Below are 16,845 nucleotides of genomic sequence, written 5' to 3' on the forward strand. Positions count from 1 at the left end.
GAAGAGTGTCGGTGGGGGTGCGTAGCGTGGAACCCGGGGGAGCTTTTCCCGTGGAGCAGGGGTGTTTGCCGGTGGAGCAGATCGGTTTCGACTTCGGGGTGCAGCCTCGGCGGCTGACCAAGGTGAGCCCGGCTCGCCTGGCCACGTTCGAGGACTGCCCTCGCCGGTACCGCATGGCGTACCTGGATCGCCCGACGCCGCAGCGCACCGGGCCGTGGGCGCACAGCACGCTCGGCGCGGTGGTGCACAACGCGTTGCGGGCGTTGTTCGACCTGCCGGTGGAGAAGCGGACCCCGGCGCGCGCCGCCGCGTTGCTCACCGAGCACTGGAAGGACGCCGGGTTCGCCGACGCCGCGCAGGCCGCGATCTACCGCGAGCGTGCCAAATCCTGGGTCGCCGACTACGTCGAGGAGAACGACGTCACCATCGACCCGGTCGGCCTGGAGCGCTGGATCTCCGCCCCGGTCAACCCGCACGAAGGCGGGCGCGCGAACCCGACGATGATCATCGAGGGCCGCGCGGACCGGATCGACGAACGCGACGGCGAACTGGTGATCATCGACTACAAGACCGGCCGCCGCCCGCCCGACGAGTACGAGGCCCGCGGTTCCCAGGCGCTCGCCATGTACGCGGTCGCCTCGGCCCGGACCCTGCGCCGCCCGTGCCACCGCGTCGAACTGCACCACGTGCCGACCGGCACCATCGCCGCCGCCGAGCACACCGACGACAGCCTGCGCCGCCAGCTCGTCCGCGCCGAGGAGACCGCCGAAGATCTCCGGCTCGCGGCGGATACGCTTGCCGCGGGCGGGGACGCGGACGTCCTGTTCCCACCGCAGACCGGCCGGCGCTGCGCGTGGTGCGACTTCCGCCCGAGCTGCGCCGAGGGACAGCAGGCCGCACCGGCGGCGAAATCGTGGGATCTGCTGGCACCGTGAGGACGGGTAACGAGTTGGGACCGGAAGCGGAAACCGAAGAGTTGGAGCTGGGAGCATCAGGCACGCCCGGGGAGCGGCCCGCCGTCCGCTGGTGGCGCGGCCTGACCGGATCGCTCGCCGCGGGCCTGGTCGTGCTCGCCCTCGTGGTCCTCGGGATCACCCTGCTCTCCACCGCACCCGGGCCGGGGGCGGTGTCGCTGATCGGTCACCCGGTCGCCGCGGTCGTCGCGGTGGCGGCCCAGTGGATCGCCGACCACCGCCGCGGCCGGGTCGCCGGGATCGCGGGCCTCGTGGTGGTGGCGGACACCGTGCTCGCGATGTCGCTGTTCTGGTGGTTCTAGGGCGCCTTGACGCCGTTGAGCACCCGTTCCACGGTTCGCCGGCAGAGCGCGCGGAAATCGGCCTCGGACAGCGCCATGCGGCCGGCGAGGTACTGCTGCACCAGCCCCTGAGCCGGCGACGTGAGCGCGAGCGTGACCTCCAGCGGATCGTCCGGACGCAGCAACCCCTCCCGCATCCAGTCCTGCACGGCCTCGTAGACGGGGTTGAACGCCGCCGACCCGCCGGACCGGAAGTCCTCCGGGAACCGGCGTGCCGCCTCCCGCCGGTCGGTGAGCAGGAAGGTGTAGAGATTCGGCTTGCCGAGCGCGAAATCGAGGAAGTCGGTCAGCAACGACTCCAGGCGCGTGTTCATATCCGCGGCCTCGACGTGTTTGCCCCAGTCCTGCGCCAGCTCCGCGAGCCCGGCTTCGGCCACCGAGCGCAGCAACGTCTCGCGGTTCGGGAAGTGCCGGTAGGTCGCCATCGGCGTGACCCCCGCGGCGGCGGCGACCCGGCGCATGGTCACCGCCTGGGCGCCCTCCTCGACCAGGATCGCCAATGCCGCGGACGCGATCCGTTCCCCGGTGCCCTGATCAGCCATGTCTACAGCGTACACACCGCGATCTAGCGCCAGGACCGCCAGGCAGGGAGCAGGACCTCCAGGAGCCCGGCGGGGTTCTCGATGTTGGGGGAGTGCGCGGCGCCGGGCACCAGCGCGAACGGCGCGTCGAGGCGGCGGGCCATCTCGCGTTGTTCGGGAACGTGCCACGCGTCGTCGTTCTCGCCCGCGGCGACCAGCCGGGGCCGCCCGGCGAGGGCTTCGGCGAGCGCGTCGACGCGGTCCGGTTCGGTGCGCAGCCCCTGCGCCATGCCGAGCAGGGCGGCCGGGGCCGACGCCAGGAACCGGGCGCGGAAGAAGTCCTTGAGTTCGGCGGGCAGCAGCGCCCACACGGGAAAGCGGGCGCTCACCTTCTCGCGCTCGACGTAGGCGGCGGCGAGCCCGTCGGCGCGCAGCAGCGGTTCGCCGATCGACAACGCGTCCCACCGCATACCGCGGGGCAGGTGCCGCGGACCGCTGTCGAGCAGGGTCAGCCCGGCGATCGGGGCCCCGGCGAGGACCGCGCCGCGCGCGACCAGCCCGCCGTAGGAATGGCCGAGCAGCACGACCGGACCGTCGAACGTGCCGACGAGTTCGGCCACCTCCTCGCCGAGCGGGCCGGGCAGGTACGCCGATTCGTCGTCCGGGCCCGGCGACTCGTACTGGCCGGGCAGATCGATCGCCACCGCCCGCAACCCGGCCGCCGCGATCGGGTCCAGCAGCGGTGCGAAGTCCTCTTTGGACCCGGTGTACCCGGGCACCAGCAGCACGGTCGCGTCCGCCGCGCCCGGTGTGCGGAGGGCGGCGATCGGGCCGTGGCGGCCCGGCAGGTCGACGCGTTCGGCGTGGTGCGGGGTCAATTGCCCGACCCGGCCGCTTTCCACCACACTCATCGCAACGCCGCCAGCGTGTCGCCGCGCTGTTCGAACAGCATCGGGCCGAGCGCGCCCAGCCGGACCGGGCCCTGATAGCCGTGCCGGTCGACGCCGATCGTGCGGATCGTCGTGCCGGTCTGCTCGTCGAGCACCGCGAGCCCGCCCTTGATCGGCACCACGAGCTGCTTGGCGAACAGCACGCCCGGGCCGAGCGTGCCGTCGAGTGTCCACAGTGGAGTCAGATCGGATTTGGCCAGGGCCATGGTCTTCGAGCCGGTGAACCAGTACACGTTGTTCGCGGTCGTGGTCGTCGGCAGTACCCCGCCCGGCGGGTCCTGCGCGAGGTCCGCCGCGGGAATGGTGAGCGGGTAGGCGGCGCGCTGGTTGCCGTCCGCGCCGTAGAGCACCAGCAACTGCTGTTCCGGCAACGCGATCGCCGCGGAGTCACCGGACATCGCGACCAGTTTCGCCGAGCGGCCCGCGAGCAGCGCGCTGAACAGGACCTTCGGTTCGTCCTCCTTGTCGCCGGTCGACTTGTACACGGTGAACCGGTCGGCGAGGTCGCCCGGGCAGCGTTCGATCACGCCGACCTTGCCCGACGACACGGCCACCGAGCCGTACGTGCAGCCGGTGCGCGGCTGCTTCTCCGGGTTGACCAGCGCGGGCACCTGCCCGTACTCCATGCTCTTGACCAGATCGTCGCGCCAGGTGTTGAGCAGGCGCTGCCCGGTGGCGGTGACGTGCGAGCCGTCGCTGAGCAGCCGGGTGCCGAGTTCGGCGTCGCCGTTGCGCTGCGCGGTGCGGTGCCCGGTCGACGGGTCGAGCTGGGTGACCTCGCTGCACCCGATCTCCTTGCGGTACACCGCGTTCACCCGCGACCACGCCCCGCCGATCGTGCACAGCGGGATGTCGCGGGCGTAGCGCCAGCGGATCTGGCCGGTGACCGGGTCCCGGCCGTCGACCTCGCCGCCGGAGCCGGTCACCACGCTCGTTCCCTCGGTCACCGGCGCGGTGGTGGCCCCGCTCGGCGCCTGCCACACCTGGGTGAGCGAGCCGGGCACCGCGTCCGGGGCGGGCGGCAGTTCGGCGGCGGCGTTCGCGGTCTCCGAAACGGTCGCCCGGTGGTCGCTGCCCGCCCAGATGAGCACGCCCGCGACCACGCAGACCACCACGATCATCGCCGCGGCCACCCGGTCGCCCCGGCGGTTCCACGGCGAGCGCCGGGCGACCGGTTCGACGGCGTGCCGGGGCGCGCCGCCGCCTTCGACCGGAACGGGCAACACGTCTTCGGCGCCGATGTCCTCACCGGCGGGACGGCGGTGCCGCCCACCCTCAACGGGCTCGCTCACGTCCTCTGGCTCCCCGGTCGTCGGCTCCTGGGCCTATCAGTCTGCCGACGAGGATGTATCAGACGCGTTTGCCGTGGTGTTCGGGGTGCCCGACCGGCGGCGCCGACGGCGGCGGGCCGGGCGTTCGGCGTTGTCCGAAGTGTCCTTCTCCGCGGGGCCGGAGGTCTCGCCGCTGGGCTTGCCGCCGCGGGTGCGGCGACGGCGGGTGCGCGCGGCGCCCTCGGTGGCGCCGCCCTCGCCCTCGGACTTCTTCGCGGCGTCGGCGGCCTCGATCGCGGCCGCGGCCCGGGCGCCGCCCCGGGTGCGGACGCGCGGTTTGCGGGTGCGGCTGCGGGAGCTCTGCTCGGAGCGGCCGCGGCGCTTCTTGCCCAGGTCCTCTTCGTACTCCGCGGCGAGCCCGGCGCGGGTGCGCTTGGCCAGCGGCAGCCGCCCGGTCGCGTCCTCCGGGATGCCCAGGTCGCTGAACAGGTGCTTCGAGGTGGAGTAGGTCTCCACCGGCTCCGGCTTGTCCAGGCCGAGGGTGTCCGAGATGAGCTTCCAGCGCGCTTCCTCGTCCCAGTCGACGAGGGTGATCGCGACGCCGGTCTTCCCGGCCCGGCCGGTGCGGCCGATGCGGTGGACGTAGGTCTTCTCGTCCTCCGGGGTCTGGTAGTTGATCACGTGCGTGACGTCGTCCACGTCGATGCCGCGGGCGGCCACGTCCGTGGCGACCAGCACGTCGATCTTGCCGGAGCGGAACGCCCGCAGGGCCTGCTCGCGCGCGCCCTGACCCAGGTCGCCGTGCACCGCGGCGGCGGCGAACCCGCGTTCGGCGAGGTCGTCGGCGACCTTCTGCGCGGTGCGCTTGGTCCGGGTGAAGATCATCGTCAGGCCGCGGCCCTCGGCCTGCAGCGTCTTCGCGATCAGTTCGGGCTTGTCCATCGAATGCGCCCGGTAGACGAACTGGGTGGTGCGCTCGTGCACCGCGCCCGCGTCGTTCTCCTCGGCCCGGATGTGCGTGGGCTGGTTGAGGAACGTGCGGGCCAGCGTGATGATCGGGCCGGGCATGGTGGCCGAGAACAGCATGGTCTGCCGCTCGTCGGGGACCATCCGCAGGATCCGCTCGATGTCCGGGAGGAAGCCGAGGTCGAGCATCTCGTCGGCCTCGTCGAGCACCAGGCCGCGCACCTTGCCCAGCACCAGGTGGCGCTGCTCGGCCAGGTCCAGCAGCCGGCCCGGGGTGCCGATCACCAGGTCGACGCCCTTGCGCAGGGCCTCGATCTGCGGCTCGTAGGGCCGCCCGCCGTAGACCGAGAGCGTACGGATGCCGAGGTGCTTGCCGGCGTCGGTGAGGTCGTGGGTGACCTGCAGGCACAGTTCGCGGGTCGGGACCACGACCAGCGCCTGCGGGGTGCCGTCGCCCGGGGTGGTGATCCGCTGCAGCAGCGGCACGCCGAAGCCCAGCGTCTTGCCCATCCCGGTGCGGGCCTGGCCGATCAGGTCGTTCCCGGCCAGCGCGAGCGGCAGGGTCAGCTCCTGGATCGCGAAGGTCCGCTCGATGCCCGCCGCGGACAGCGCGCGCACGATTTCCGGGCGCACGCCGAATTCGGCGAAAGTGGGCGATTCGGGCGTGACCTCGTGGCCCGCCTGCAGCGGGTGCGAGGGGTCGGTCTCCGGGAGCCCGCTTTCGCTGTGCTCCAGGACGACCGGGTCGGTAGGGGTGGTGGTGTCGTCTTCCGACGGGGTTGCGGTCAGAGTGATCGCCTCTCTCATGCCAGCGCGCACGGCTTGGTCACGTCCGACACTCGACCGCACGGGGTTCGCTCGGCTTGTCGCCGGCACTCGGCGAACCTGGCCTGCGCGGGAATGCCGCTCGAGGCGTGCACGCACACTGTCTCCACCGCGGCTGAGGCGTCCGATTTGTCGTTCTCCCAGGTAGGAAGCTCGTCTGCTTCATGGAGGGACGCGCTGCGGAGCCACGGCGGCTCCTGTCAATACAATTGAAAGTGTACCTTGCCACTTCTTGATCTCCGCACTTCGGGCACGGCGAGTCCGCGTGGGATTGGTCTCCTTCCGGCGGGGGATACGCTCTCGGCGTGACCGAGGCGCGAAAGATCTCCGAAGGCGTTGTCGACCTGCTCGGCGTGGTGGCCTACCTGGAACTGTCCGCGTTCGACCGGATGGCCGAGGACGCGCGCAGCGCGCCGACGCTGTCCGGGCACGCGGCCCTGGCGTCCATGGCCGCCGCCGAAATCGGCCACTACGGCCTGCTGGAGAAGCACCTGGCCGAGCACGGCGTCGCGGTCGAGGACGCGATGGCGCCGTTCATCCAGCGCATCGACGCCTGGCACGCCTCGACCGAACCGAAGTCGTGGCTGGAGTCCCTGGTCAAGGCGTATGTCGGTGACGGGTTCGCGGCCGATCTGTACAGCGAGATCGCGAACTGGCTGGATCCGGAGACCAAGGACCTGGTGCTCACCGTGCTCGCCGACACCGGGCATTCGGCGTTCGCCGAGCGCGAAGTCAAGGCCGGGATCGAGGCCGACCGCAAGACGCGGGACAAGCTCGCGCTGTGGGGCCGGCGGCTGCTCGGCGAGGCGCTCACCCAGGCCCAGTACGTGGTGGCCGAGCGGGACGGGCTGGCCGAGTTGATCATCTCGGGATCGGGCGACCTCGCCGGGATCGCCGCCCTGTTCCGGCGGCTTCAGCAGGGTCACACCAAGCGGATGCAGGTGCTCGGTCTCGGTTAGGCTTTCCCGGTAAAGCTTGCGGAAACAACTGCGGAGGTCGCACGTGGAGGTCAAGATCGGCATCAAGGACACCCCGCGAGAGCTCGTGGTGTCCAGCGGCCAGTCGACGGACGAGGTCGAGGCCCTGGTTGCCGAGGCGTTGAAGTCCACCGACGGCCTGCTCCGCCTCACCGACGACAAGGGCCGCAAGTTCCTGGTCCCGGCCGACCGGATCGCCTACGTCGAGGTCGCGCCGTCCGACGTGCGCAAGGTCGGGTTCGCCGTCGGTTCCTAGGTCCCTTAGCGGGGTGAAGTCACAGCTCAGTCACCGCGCGGTCTCAGGAACCTCTCAGTTAGGCTCGTCAGGATCTGTCCAGCCCCTGTCGACTAGCTGAGAGCTGAGGTGGACGTCGTTACCGTCGCAGCGGAACCCGACCAGCTACTCACGAAGCCGGGTCGGCAGGACAGCAGACGGATCCCCGGGATCGCGCCACGCGTTCCCCGGCTGGCCGGGATCGACGTGGCCCGCGGGCTCGCGGTGCTCGGGATGTACGCGGCCCACGTCGGGCCGGATCCGTCCCAGGGCGGCGCCGGGGTGTTGTTCCGCCCTTTCGAGGGGCGTTCGGCCGCGTTGTTCGCGGTGCTCGCCGGGGTGTCCATCGCGCTGATGTCCGGTGGCCGGGAGCCGAAGACCGGGCTCGCGCAGACCCGCGTCTCGCTGCGGCTGGCCACCCGGGCGCCGCTGATCATGGCGCTGGGGCTGTGGCTGACCAACCTGAACACCGGGTACCTGGTCATCCTCTCCTACTACGGGATCTGTTTCCTGGTGGCGATCCCGTTCCTGCGGATGCGGGCCAAGGCGCTGGCGATCGCGGCGGCGGTGACGGCGGTGGTCGTGCCGTTCGCGTCGTACTTCATCCGCGCCGCGGTGGCCCCGCGCGATCTGTACTACCTCCTGCCCGACGCGCGGTTCGAACACTTCGGCTCGTTCGGGGAGGCGCTGACCATCCTGGTGCTGACCGGCACGTTCCCGGCGGTCGGCCTGATGACGTACCTGTTCGCCGGGATGGCGATCGGGCGGCTGGACCTGCGGTCACCGCTGGTGTGCCGCCGGTTGTTCCTCGGCGGGACCGCGCTGGCCGTGCTCGCGTACGGCGCGTCCTACCTGGCCACGGACGTGTTCGGCGGGATGCGGCGGATCTACGAGACGCTCGCCCCGGCGGCGGCGCGGGCCGGGATGACCCCGGAGCAGTACTTCGGCTTCCACCTCAACAACATCCACGGCACCCCGCCGACCACGACCCTGGCCTGGGAACTGGTGTCCAGCGCGCATTCGTACACGCCGTTCGACTTCGTCGCCTGCATCGGCGTCGCGGCCGCGGTGATCGGCGGGTGCCAGCTGCTGATGCGGCGGTGCGCCCGGTTCCTGCGGCCGCTCGCGGATCTCGGCTCGGTGATCCTGAGCGCGTACGTGTTCCACTTCATCGCGATCTGGCTGCTGTGGAACGCGGACGACGAATCGGCGTTCAGCCTGCTGCACTTCCTGGAGTTCTCGGCGGTCGCGATCGTGGCCGCGGTCGCGTGGAAACGCTGGATCGGGCGGGGGCCCCTGGAATGGCTGCTGCACGTGCTCTCGAAGTGGCCGAACCGGGTGATCCGGCCACGCATCCCCGCCCAGCGGTCGTAGCGGCGGCAGGAAGGGACCTTCGCTCCGCTCAAACGTGAGCGAGGGACCTTTACTACGGCAGAACGTGAGTAAAGGTCCCTTGCTATTTCGCGGTGACCCGGTGCTGGGGTCGTGAGTGAACAGGCCGGTTAGAACCGGTCCAAACACTCACGACCCCGTCGGCAGGTGGCCCGGGGCAGTCAGGAGCCCAGCTGTTCCAGCTCCTCCAGCGAGGTCGGCACGTGGAACGGGGGCGTGCTGGTGCCCATGATCCGGTACCGGCCCCACGGGTCCGGATCGGAGATCTCGCCCTTGGCCGAGCCGTCCGGGGTGCGGATCTCGGCGGGCTTCTTCTTGCCCTCGGCGATCTTGTCGAGCTGCTCGTTCGCCACGATCCGGCCGTACCAGCGGTAGTAGCCGTCGATCGGCTGGAAGTGCCCGCGCAGTTCGACCTCGATCGGGATCTCGGTGTCGGCCACGATCAGCGTGGCGGCGCCGGTGTAGCCGTCTTCGTCGTGCTCGTCGTGTTCGCTCACTCGGGGGCCTCCTTGCCCGCTAGCTGACATCCGATTCCCGCTCGCCCTCGGGTTTCGCGGCGGCGAGCTGGACGATCTTGTTCTCTTCCAGCGGCAGGTTCGGGTCGATGACGACCCCGTGCTGCCGGGTCAGGCCGTCGATCGCGGCCCAGATGATCTGCGTGAGGTACTCGACCACGCTGTCCCGGCCCATCGACTGCCGGTCCAGCCACCATTCGCCGGTGTTCTGCACCATGCCGACGATCCCGTGCGCCCACGGTTCCGCGGCGCCGGAGTCCATGTTGAACATCCGCATGTAGTCGCCGAGCAGCGCGGTCAGCGCGGTCGCGATGAGTTCCTTGTCCTCCGCGACGACGTCCGAATCGATCGGTTTGTCGGTCAGCGAACCGCGCGCCAGCAACCGGTAGAGGTTCGGGTGCTCCTCGATGACCGTGAAGAACGCGTCCAGGGCCATGCGGATCCGCGGCACCGGCGCGAGTTCGGCGTTGATGGCCGGGATCAGGCGCTCGAACAGCATCTCGGTGCCGCGCTGGCCGAGCGCCACGTACAGATCGGCCTTGTCGTCGAAATGCCGGTACAGCACGGGTTTCGTGACCCCCGCGGCGGCGGCGACATCCTCCATGCCGAGGTCGGGCCCGTGCTCGTCGAGCGCCCGGAGCGCGGCCTCGACGAATTCGGCCCGGCGGGCGATCCGGTGCTTGCGCCAGCGGTCCCGGCGCGCGTCGCCGGTGCCCGCCTCCCCCGGGATGGGGTGCTTGCTGGAGTGCTTGCTGCTGCGCTTGACACGATCCGCCACGGGCCTCATGCTACCAGAGGTAACTGTTACCTCAAGTTACAGTCATTTGGGTCACGAAGGGTGGGGCTTAGCAATGACGCGGACGCTCAACGAGCCAAGTCGCGAGAAGACCGCGGAACGGCTGCTCAAGTCGTCGGCCAACAAGTTCTACGACCCCGAGGTCGACATCGACTGGGACGCGCCCCTGGCCGACGGTCAATACTTCCTGCCGCAACACCGCTCGTCGCTGTACGGCACGCCGCTGTGGGACCGGCTGACCCCCGAACAGCGCATCGAGCTCACCAAGCACGAGGTCGTCAGCGTGGCGACCAACGGCATCTGGTTCGAGATCCTGCTCATGCAGATCCTGCTCAAGCAGGTCTACAACGTCGACCCCACGACCAGCCACGCGCAGTACGCGCTGACCGAGATCGCGGACGAGTGCCGCCACTCGACCATGTTCGCGAAGATGGCGTCGCGCTTCGGCGTCCCGGCCTACGGTCCGGTGAAGTGGCTGCGCCAGGTCGCCAAGATCCTGCCGATGATCGCGCACGGCCCGGCGGCCTACGGCTCGGTGCTGGTCGCCGAGGAGATCCTCGACCGGCTGCAGCGCGACCAGATGAACGATCCGGACATCCAGCCGCTGGTGCGCATGGTGAACCGGATCCACGTGCTGGAGGAGGCGCGGCACGTCACGTTCGCCCGCGAGGAGGTCAACCGCGGGATGGGCAAACTGTCCCGGCCGGTGCTGGCCTGGCAGCGGCTGCTGATGGCGATCGTGTCGTTCGCGATCGTGCGCACGCTGATCAACCCGAACGTCTACAAGTCCGTGGGGATCAGCCCGCGCGAAGGCCGCAAGGCGGCCATGGCCAACCCGCACTGGCGCGAGACGATCACCTACGCGGGCGAGAAGATCATGCCGTTCCTGCAGGAAGCCGGTCTGGTCAAGGGCCCGGGCATGATCCTGTGGCGCCGGTCCGGCCTGCTGCCCAAGAAGTGACGGGGACGCCGATGACCGCACTGCACACGGTGCCCGTCTCCTGGGATCCGGCGCGCGAGCACCGGTTCGTCACCGGCGACGGGACCGCGCTGCACTTCACGCTCACCGGCCCCGAGGACGCCCCGGTGACCCTCGTGCTGGTGCACGGCTGGACGCAGGACCACCGCACCTGGGACCGGGTGCTGGCCGAGTTCGACGAAACCGTCACCGGGCCGGTGCGGGTGCTGCGGTACGACCTGCGCGGCCACGGCGGCTCGGCTCCGGCGGCGCCGGGCACCGCGACCATTCCCCAGCTCGCCGACGACCTCGCCGAACTGCTCGAGGCGAAGGCGCCGCACGGTCCGCTGGTGCTGGCCGGGCATTCCATGGGCGGTATGACGATCATGGAACTGGCCGAACGGCACCCGGAACTGGTCGCCGACCGGGTCGTCGCGGTCGCCTTCGTGGCGACCTCGTCGGGGCAGATGGACCGGATCACCCTCGGCCTGCCGGGGCTCATGGGCAGCGGCGCGGCCCGGTTCGAGCGGTACCTGGCGAAGTTCCTCGCGCGACAGCGGCGGGACGCGCTGCCGCTGAAACCCGCGCTGGTGCGGCCGGGCGCGCGGTTCCTGGTCTTCGGCAAGCGGCCCCGGCGCGCCGATCTGGACTCGGTCGCGGAGCAGTTGCTCTCCGCGCATCCGGCGAGCGTCGGCGAGTTCCAGAACGCGATCTCCCGGCACGACAAGCGGGTCGCGCTGGCCGCGCTGCGCGGCACGCCCGCGGTGGTGCTGGCCGGTGACCGCGACCGGCTCTGCCCGCCGTCGCACGCGCACGTGATCGCCGAAGAACTCCCCCACGCCGAGTTCGTCCGGTATCCGGGCGCCGGGCACATGCTGTGCCAGGAGCGCGGGGCCGAGGTTGCCGTCCGGATCGGCGCGCTGGTGCGCGACGCGGTCCGGGAAAAGGTGAGGAAGTAGCCCGATGTTCCTCGCCCAGCAGGTCAAACCCGCCGGGGGAGCGGCCTTCGACCAGATCGCCATCGTCGCGGGGTTCACCACCCTGGTGTTCGCCGCGATCGCCTACGTCATCTGGCGGGAGGGACTCGGGCACCGCACGATCGTCGGCAAGCTGGCCGACGCGCTCGCCGTCGCCGCCGGGGTGCCGCGCTGGGTGGCCCTGCCCGCGCTGGTGCACCTGGCGTCCATCGCCTCGGCCGGGGTCGGCGTCTACTGGGACGTCTCGATCCACTTCGACCTCGGCCGGGACGAGGGCCCGCTGGCCAACCCGGCGCACTACTTCATGTTCGCCGGGCTGCTGGGTTTCCTCGCCGCGGGCGGGTTTTCGCTGGCACTGGCGGACAAGCGGCGGCCCCGCCGCACCTTCCGCCTGGGCCGCGCGTGGCGGGTGCCCTACGGCGCCGCGCTGATCACGCTGTCCGCCTTCTTCGCGTTCGCGGCGTTCCCGATGGACGACGTGTGGCACCGGATCTTCGGCCAGGACGTCACGCTGTGGGGGCCGACGCACATCCTGCTGATGGGCGGGGCGCTGTTCTCGTTCGTCGGCGCCTGGCTGCTCGCGGCCGAGGCCCGGCAGGTGACCGGGGAGAACCGGTGGCTGCGGGGCTACGAGTTCGGCGCGGCGCTGGCGACCCTGCTCTGCGCCTGCCTGTACACCATGGAGTACGACGACGGCGCGTCCCAGTTCCCGCTGCTGAACCACCCGGCCCTGCTCGCGTTCTGCGCGGCCGCCGTGCTGGCGGGCGTGCGGGCCCGGTTCGGCCGCGGTTCCACGCTGCTCGCGGTGGCGATCTTCGCCGCGCTGCGGGCGGTGCTCGCGCTGATCGTCGCGGGCGGGTTCGGCCTGTCCCTGCCGCATTTCCCGCTGCTGATCGCCGAGGCGCTGCTGATCGAGGGGGCCGCCCTGGCCCTCTCGCCGGAGCGGCGCAGGCTGGCCTTCGGCGCACTGTCCGGGTTCCTGATCGGGACGATCGGCGTGCTCGCCGAGTACGTCTGGCAGGGCGTCTTCTCCGCGGTGCCGTGGCCGGCGAACCTGCTGGCGTGGGCGCTGCCGGTGGCGGCGGTGACCGGAACCGCGGGCGGGGTGCTGTCGGCGTGGCTGTCCGCGCGGCTGGACGACATCGCCCGGGACGAACCGGTCCGCGTGCCCAGCCTGCCCGGCGGCCGGATCGCCGCGGTGGCGGTGGGCGTGGTCGCGGTGGTGCTGGGCCTGACCATCCCGCCGACCGCGGACACCAGGGCGGGCGGCACGCTCGCCCTCGAGGACGTGAAGTCCGGCCCGCGGCGCGAGGCGGTGATCACCGTGCGGACCGCGCCCGGTGACGTGGCCGAGGGCGCGATCTGGTTCGACGCGCTCGCCTGGCAGGGCGGCGGCCTGATCCGGGTGCCGATGAACCCGGCCGGTGACGGCACGTACCGGTCCGCCGGCTCGCTGCCGGTGCACGGCGAGTGGAAGACGGTCGTCCGGCTGCACCACGCGCCGAAGGACCTGGTGGCGCTGGCCGTGCACTTCCCGGCCGATCCGGCGATCGGCGCGCCCGGCGTGCCCGCGGTCTCCGGGGTGACCCGGGACTTCGTCGAGGAGAAGAAACTGCTGCGCCCGGAGGAGAAGGACGGGGTCCCCGGCTGGTTGTGGACCAGCGGTTACCTGGTCGTCGGCCTGGTGTTCCTGGCGATGATCGGCAGCAGCGGCGTGGCGCTCACCCGGGCCTCGGGCGGCACCGCGCGCACGTCCGCGCTGACGGGATGAACGCGATGCCGCTCGCCGCGCGGGTGGTGATGATGCACCAGGGCGGCTGGGACGAGATCGGCATGGTCGTCGGGCCGCTGATCGTCCTGGCCGTGTTCATCGTGGTCGCGCGCAAGCGCGAACCCGAAGACGGCGAGGACGACGATCCGGCGAGCTAGCCCCGCCCCCAATGCGGCCTCCGTAACCCTCAACGCCCCCAATGCCGCATTGGGTACTTTCAACGCCCCGAAAGCCACATTGGGGGACGTCAGCCCTGCGGGTGCAACGGGAAGCCGCCGCCGATGCCCTTCCAGGCCAGCGTCGAGGTGAGCGCGACGGCCTCTTCCTTGCTGATCGTGCTGTGGTGGGCCAGCCAGAACCGCGCGCTGACCTGGCTCAGCCCGACCAGGCCGACGGCGAGCAGCCGGGCGCGGTCCTCGTCGAGCCCGGCGTCCGCGGTGATCGTCTCGGTGATCGCGTCCACGCTGGCCGAGGTGGCCCGGTCCACCGCCTCCTGCACCGCGGGCTCGCCGCGCAGGTCGGATTCGAAGACCATCCGGAACGCGCCGGCGTCGCCGTTGACGAAGTCGAAGAACGCGCCCACGGTGGCCGGGACGCGCTGCTTGTTGTCCGTGGTGGACGCGAGCGCCTCGCGCACCCGGCGGACCAGCTCGTCCACATGGCTTTCCAGCAGGGCGATGTAGAGGTCGAGCTTGCCCGGGAAGTGCTGGTACAGCACCGGTTTGCTGACCCCGGCCTGATCGGCGATCTCGTCCATCGCGGCCGCGTGGTAGCCGTTCGCCGAGAACACGCGCTGCGCGGCGGCGAGCAGCTGCGCGCGCCGTTCGGTCCGGGGCAGGCGCACGCCCCGCGGCTGTAGTGGCGCGGTCTCCGTCATGGTTCCTCCAGTATGTTTCCGCCGCTTCGCGAGTGGGGTCACCACCGCGCGGAGCTGACCCGACACTACTCGCCGGTAGACCGGATATGCCAAGTACCTGGGGAGATCAGGCATATTGTCAGAGTGTCCGAAACGACTTCCACCGCCGCGGCGTCCCGGATGGACAGGGAGACGCCAGACCGGCCGCCGATCACGCACGTGCCGTTCTCGGCCACCCCGCTGCCGCCGCTCGACGAGCACGCGCCGCCCTGGCCGGGCGGGGTGGAGGAGGTCGGCGGGGTGCGGCTGCACGTCCGGCGCACGCCGGGGAACACCGAGGCCACCGCGGTCTACGTGCACGGGCTCGGCGGTTCGTCCACCAACTGGACCGATCTGGCCGCGCAGCTCGCGCCGTTCGCCCAGGGCGTCGCGGTGGACCTGCCCGGGTTCGGGTTCTCCGAGCCCGCGGACGGTTTCGACTTCTCGCTCGACGCGCACGCCGAGATCCTCGGCCGGTTCGTCACCGGTTTGGAGGCCGGGCCGGTGCATCTGGTGGGCAATTCGATGGGCGGCGCGGTCGCCCTGCTGCTCGCGGCGCGCAGGCCCGAGCTGGTGCGCACGCTGACCCTGGTGTCGCCCGCCATGCCGGACCGGCGGCCCGACCCCCGGAGGCTCTCCGATCCGCGGATGATGCTCGCCTACCTGCCCGTGGTGGGGCGCCGCGTCCGGCGCCAGCTCGCCGCGCTGGGGCCCCGGGAGCGCGCGTCGCAGGTGATCCGGCTGTGCTTCGCCGAGCCGGACGCGTTCCCCGAGCACCGGCTGGCCGAACTGGCCGAGGAGGCCCAGGCCAGGGCCGGGCTCGCCTGGGCGACGCCCGCGCTCGCGCGCAGCACGTTCGGCATCTTCCGCACCTGGTTCACCGGGGGCGACGGATCGCTCTGGTCGGTGGCGCCGAAGGCGTCGATGCCGTCGCTCGTGGTGTGGGGGACCCAGGACCGGGTCATCTCGGTCCGCCGCGCCGCGCGCACGGCGAGCCTGCTCCCGCGGGGGCGGCTGCTCGTGCTGCCCCGGACCGGGCACGTGGCGCAGATGGAACGGCCGGTGACCGTGGCGAAGGCCGTCCTCGGCATGTGGGAGCGGTCGGCGACGCGCCGCTGGTAGGCGGCGCGTTACGCCGACCGGGTGAAGGAATCGGTTGTGTGATGCGCCAGTCGCCGCGTGAACGACCGTCCGCATGTGGCACCCTGGGGTGCGTGAACCGGGTGACGCACGGCGCGCGAGGCGACGGTCAGCGGGCTCAGACCCCGCCGTTGCCCCGTCGTTCACCCCTGGCGCAGACGCCCGGCGGGACCGGGCAGTACCGGCCCAAGGCGTCCGTGCCGCGGGCCGTGCGGGCCCACGAGGAGCGCTACCGGCCGGGGGCGCGCCGGACCTCCGCGGAGCCGCTCACCGCCTCCTGGCAGCCGAAGCAGGAGGACGACGAGGGCGCTCGAAGCCGCCCGCGCAAGAAGCGCGGGCTCGGCAGGCTCACCAAGGTCTACGGCTGGCGGGTCTACGCGCTGCCGGTGCTGGTCGTCCTGACCGCGCTGGTGGTGTTCCAGACCGCGACCAGCTCGCCGGAGACCGGTGACCAGCAGAACGCGGCGTCGGCGGGCGCCGCCGGCGCGGACGGCGGCCCGGTGGCGACCGAGAACCCCGCCCAGCCGGTCAACCTGAACATCCCGACCGCCGAACTGCCGGCGGGCGCCGACTTCACCCCCAAGGGCGCGGGGACCTACCGCGTCCTCCCGGTGCCGCCGGGCCTGGGCAAGAAGGTCGGCAAGGGCACCAAACGCGCGTACACGTACACGATCGAGGTGGAGAACGGGATCGACCCGGCCAGCTACGCCGGCGACGACGCGTTCGCCCGGGCCGTCGAGGGGATCCTGGCGAACCCGAAGGGGTGGACCGGTGGCAACAGCGGGATCTCGCTGCAGTGGGTGGACGGCAGCAAACCGGACCCCGATTTCCGGGTGAGCCTGACCACACCGGAGACCGATCACCGGCCGGACGTCTGCGACTTCCAGATCAAGTACGAGGCGTCCTGTTACCGCCGGAGCTTCGAAAACCGCGTGGTGATCAATCTCGCGCGCTGGGTGCGCGGGGCCGCGGCGTTCGGCTCCGATCTGGGGTTGTACCGGCAGTACGCGATCAACCACGAGGTCGGGCACGCGCTGGGCAACGGTCACGTCGGCTGCGGGAAGGACGGCGACCCGGCGCCGGTGATGATGCAGCAGTCGTTCGGCGTCTCCAACGACTACGTGGCGCAGCTGAACCAGGTCGATCCGACCAACTACGGCAAGGTCGCGGCGGACGGCAAGGTCTGCAAGCCGAACCCGTTCCCGAACCCCTAGATCTTTTCCTAGATCTTCCGCCGGGCGAATGCCCTGCGGATGGCGCTGGCTCCCAGTATGTGGACGCCGGGAAGGTCGGCTTGCCTGC

Annotated in this window: 18 protein-coding genes; 11 read left to right on the plus strand and 7 right to left on the minus strand. The window is 71.4% G+C overall.

Features of this window, described 5'->3' with window-relative positions:
- Window positions 1-71: 71 nt before the first annotated feature.
- Both FXO23_RS15615 and FXO23_RS15620 read left to right on the plus strand, forming a co-directional pair.
- Window positions 72-935 carry a RecB family exonuclease gene (locus tag FXO23_RS15615; protein ID WP_179956779.1) on the plus strand — a complete coding sequence of 288 codons (864 nt, stop codon included), beginning with the start codon at window positions 72-74 and terminating at the stop codon, window positions 933-935.
- Window positions 932-1,276, plus strand: a complete 345-nt coding sequence (locus tag FXO23_RS15620) for a hypothetical protein (protein WP_425484865.1) — start codon at window positions 932-934, stop codon at window positions 1,274-1,276. The genes FXO23_RS15615 and FXO23_RS15620 overlap by 4 nt, the downstream gene beginning before the upstream one ends.
- On the opposite strand, the gene FXO23_RS15625 is transcribed toward FXO23_RS15620, so the two are convergent.
- The 4 genes from FXO23_RS15625 to FXO23_RS15640 are packed head-to-tail and all read right to left on the minus strand — an operon-like array spanning window position 1,273 to window position 5,830.
- A complete protein-coding gene (locus FXO23_RS15625) occupies window positions 1,273-1,857 on the minus strand; it encodes a TetR/AcrR family transcriptional regulator (RefSeq protein WP_158885388.1) in 585 nt (194 codons plus the stop codon). The genes FXO23_RS15620 and FXO23_RS15625 overlap by 4 nt on opposite strands.
- Before the next feature lie 23 nt (window positions 1,858-1,880).
- Complete coding sequence (locus FXO23_RS15630) at window positions 1,881-2,747, minus strand: alpha/beta fold hydrolase (RefSeq protein ID WP_158885390.1); 867 nt, start codon at window positions 2,745-2,747, stop codon at window positions 1,881-1,883.
- Window positions 2,744-4,078 (minus strand): Rv3212 family protein, encoded by a 1,335-nt coding sequence (locus FXO23_RS15635; protein WP_158885392.1) that lies wholly within the window; start codon window positions 4,076-4,078, stop codon window positions 2,744-2,746. The genes FXO23_RS15630 and FXO23_RS15635 overlap by 4 nt, the downstream gene beginning before the upstream one ends.
- A gap of 36 nt (window positions 4,079-4,114) precedes the next feature.
- Window positions 4,115-5,830 carry a DEAD/DEAH box helicase gene (locus FXO23_RS15640; protein WP_158885394.1) on the minus strand — a complete coding sequence of 572 codons (1,716 nt, stop codon included), beginning with the start codon at window positions 5,828-5,830 and terminating at the stop codon, window positions 4,115-4,117.
- Window positions 5,831-6,153: 323 nt separating this feature from the next.
- On the opposite strand from FXO23_RS15640, the gene FXO23_RS15645 reads away from it, so the two are divergent.
- From FXO23_RS15645 to FXO23_RS15655, 3 genes are all read left to right on the plus strand, one after another.
- Window positions 6,154-6,807, plus strand: a complete 654-nt coding sequence (locus tag FXO23_RS15645; protein WP_158885396.1) for a ferritin-like fold-containing protein — start codon at window positions 6,154-6,156, stop codon at window positions 6,805-6,807.
- Window positions 6,808-6,850: 43 nt separating this feature from the next.
- The gene (locus tag FXO23_RS15650; protein WP_158885398.1) at window positions 6,851-7,081 is read left to right on the plus strand and encodes a DUF3107 domain-containing protein; all 231 of its coding nucleotides are present in this window, start codon (window positions 6,851-6,853) and stop codon (window positions 7,079-7,081) included.
- Window positions 7,082-7,189: 108 nt separating this feature from the next.
- Window positions 7,190-8,473 carry a heparan-alpha-glucosaminide N-acetyltransferase domain-containing protein gene (locus FXO23_RS15655; protein ID WP_246257300.1) on the plus strand — a complete coding sequence of 428 codons (1,284 nt, stop codon included), beginning with the start codon at window positions 7,190-7,192 and terminating at the stop codon, window positions 8,471-8,473.
- A gap of 179 nt (window positions 8,474-8,652) precedes the next feature.
- Here FXO23_RS15655 and FXO23_RS15660 read toward each other — a convergent pair whose 3' ends face one another.
- Both FXO23_RS15660 and FXO23_RS15665 read right to left on the minus strand, forming a co-directional pair.
- Entirely contained in the window at window positions 8,653-8,988 is a 336-nt protein-coding gene (locus FXO23_RS15660; protein WP_158885400.1) for a DUF4873 domain-containing protein, read from the minus strand.
- A 19-nt stretch (window positions 8,989-9,007) separates the two neighbouring features.
- Entirely contained in the window at window positions 9,008-9,793 is a 786-nt protein-coding gene (locus FXO23_RS15665; RefSeq protein ID WP_158885402.1) for a TetR/AcrR family transcriptional regulator, read from the minus strand.
- A gap of 64 nt (window positions 9,794-9,857) precedes the next feature.
- Between FXO23_RS15665 and FXO23_RS15670 the strand changes: the two genes are divergently transcribed.
- The 4 genes from FXO23_RS15670 to FXO23_RS15685 are packed head-to-tail and all read left to right on the plus strand — an operon-like array spanning window position 9,858 to window position 13,666.
- Window positions 9,858-10,763 (plus strand): AurF N-oxygenase family protein, encoded by a 906-nt coding sequence (locus tag FXO23_RS15670; protein WP_158885404.1) that lies wholly within the window; start codon window positions 9,858-9,860, stop codon window positions 10,761-10,763.
- 11 nt (window positions 10,764-10,774) lie between these two features.
- Window positions 10,775-11,719: an alpha/beta fold hydrolase gene (locus tag FXO23_RS15675; protein ID WP_158885406.1), complete on the plus strand. Its 945-nt coding sequence runs from the start codon at window positions 10,775-10,777 to the stop codon at window positions 11,717-11,719.
- Window positions 11,720-11,723: 4 nt separating this feature from the next.
- On the plus strand, window positions 11,724-13,508 hold the full coding sequence (locus FXO23_RS15680) for a hypothetical protein (RefSeq protein WP_158885408.1): 1,785 nt from the start codon (window positions 11,724-11,726) through the stop codon (window positions 13,506-13,508).
- Window positions 13,505-13,666: a hypothetical protein gene (locus tag FXO23_RS15685; protein WP_158885410.1), complete on the plus strand. Its 162-nt coding sequence runs from the start codon at window positions 13,505-13,507 to the stop codon at window positions 13,664-13,666. Before FXO23_RS15680 ends, FXO23_RS15685 begins: the two co-directional genes overlap by 4 nt.
- A gap of 89 nt (window positions 13,667-13,755) precedes the next feature.
- Here FXO23_RS15685 and FXO23_RS15690 read toward each other — a convergent pair whose 3' ends face one another.
- On the minus strand, window positions 13,756-14,385 hold the full coding sequence (locus FXO23_RS15690) for a TetR/AcrR family transcriptional regulator (protein WP_158885412.1): 630 nt from the start codon (window positions 14,383-14,385) through the stop codon (window positions 13,756-13,758).
- Between the two features lie 159 nt (window positions 14,386-14,544).
- On the opposite strand from FXO23_RS15690, the gene FXO23_RS15695 reads away from it, so the two are divergent.
- On the plus strand, window positions 14,545-15,525 hold the full coding sequence (locus FXO23_RS15695) for an alpha/beta fold hydrolase (RefSeq protein WP_158885613.1): 981 nt from the start codon (window positions 14,545-14,547) through the stop codon (window positions 15,523-15,525).
- A 92-nt stretch (window positions 15,526-15,617) separates the two neighbouring features.
- The gene (locus tag FXO23_RS15700) at window positions 15,618-16,757 is read left to right on the plus strand and encodes a DUF3152 domain-containing protein (protein ID WP_158885414.1); all 1,140 of its coding nucleotides are present in this window, start codon (window positions 15,618-15,620) and stop codon (window positions 16,755-16,757) included.
- Window positions 16,758-16,845 lie beyond the last annotated feature (88 nt).

It is taken from the genome of Amycolatopsis anabasis (assembly GCF_009765355.1).
In the GTDB taxonomy this organism is placed as follows: Bacteria; Actinomycetota; Actinomycetes; order Mycobacteriales; family Pseudonocardiaceae; genus Amycolatopsis; species Amycolatopsis anabasis.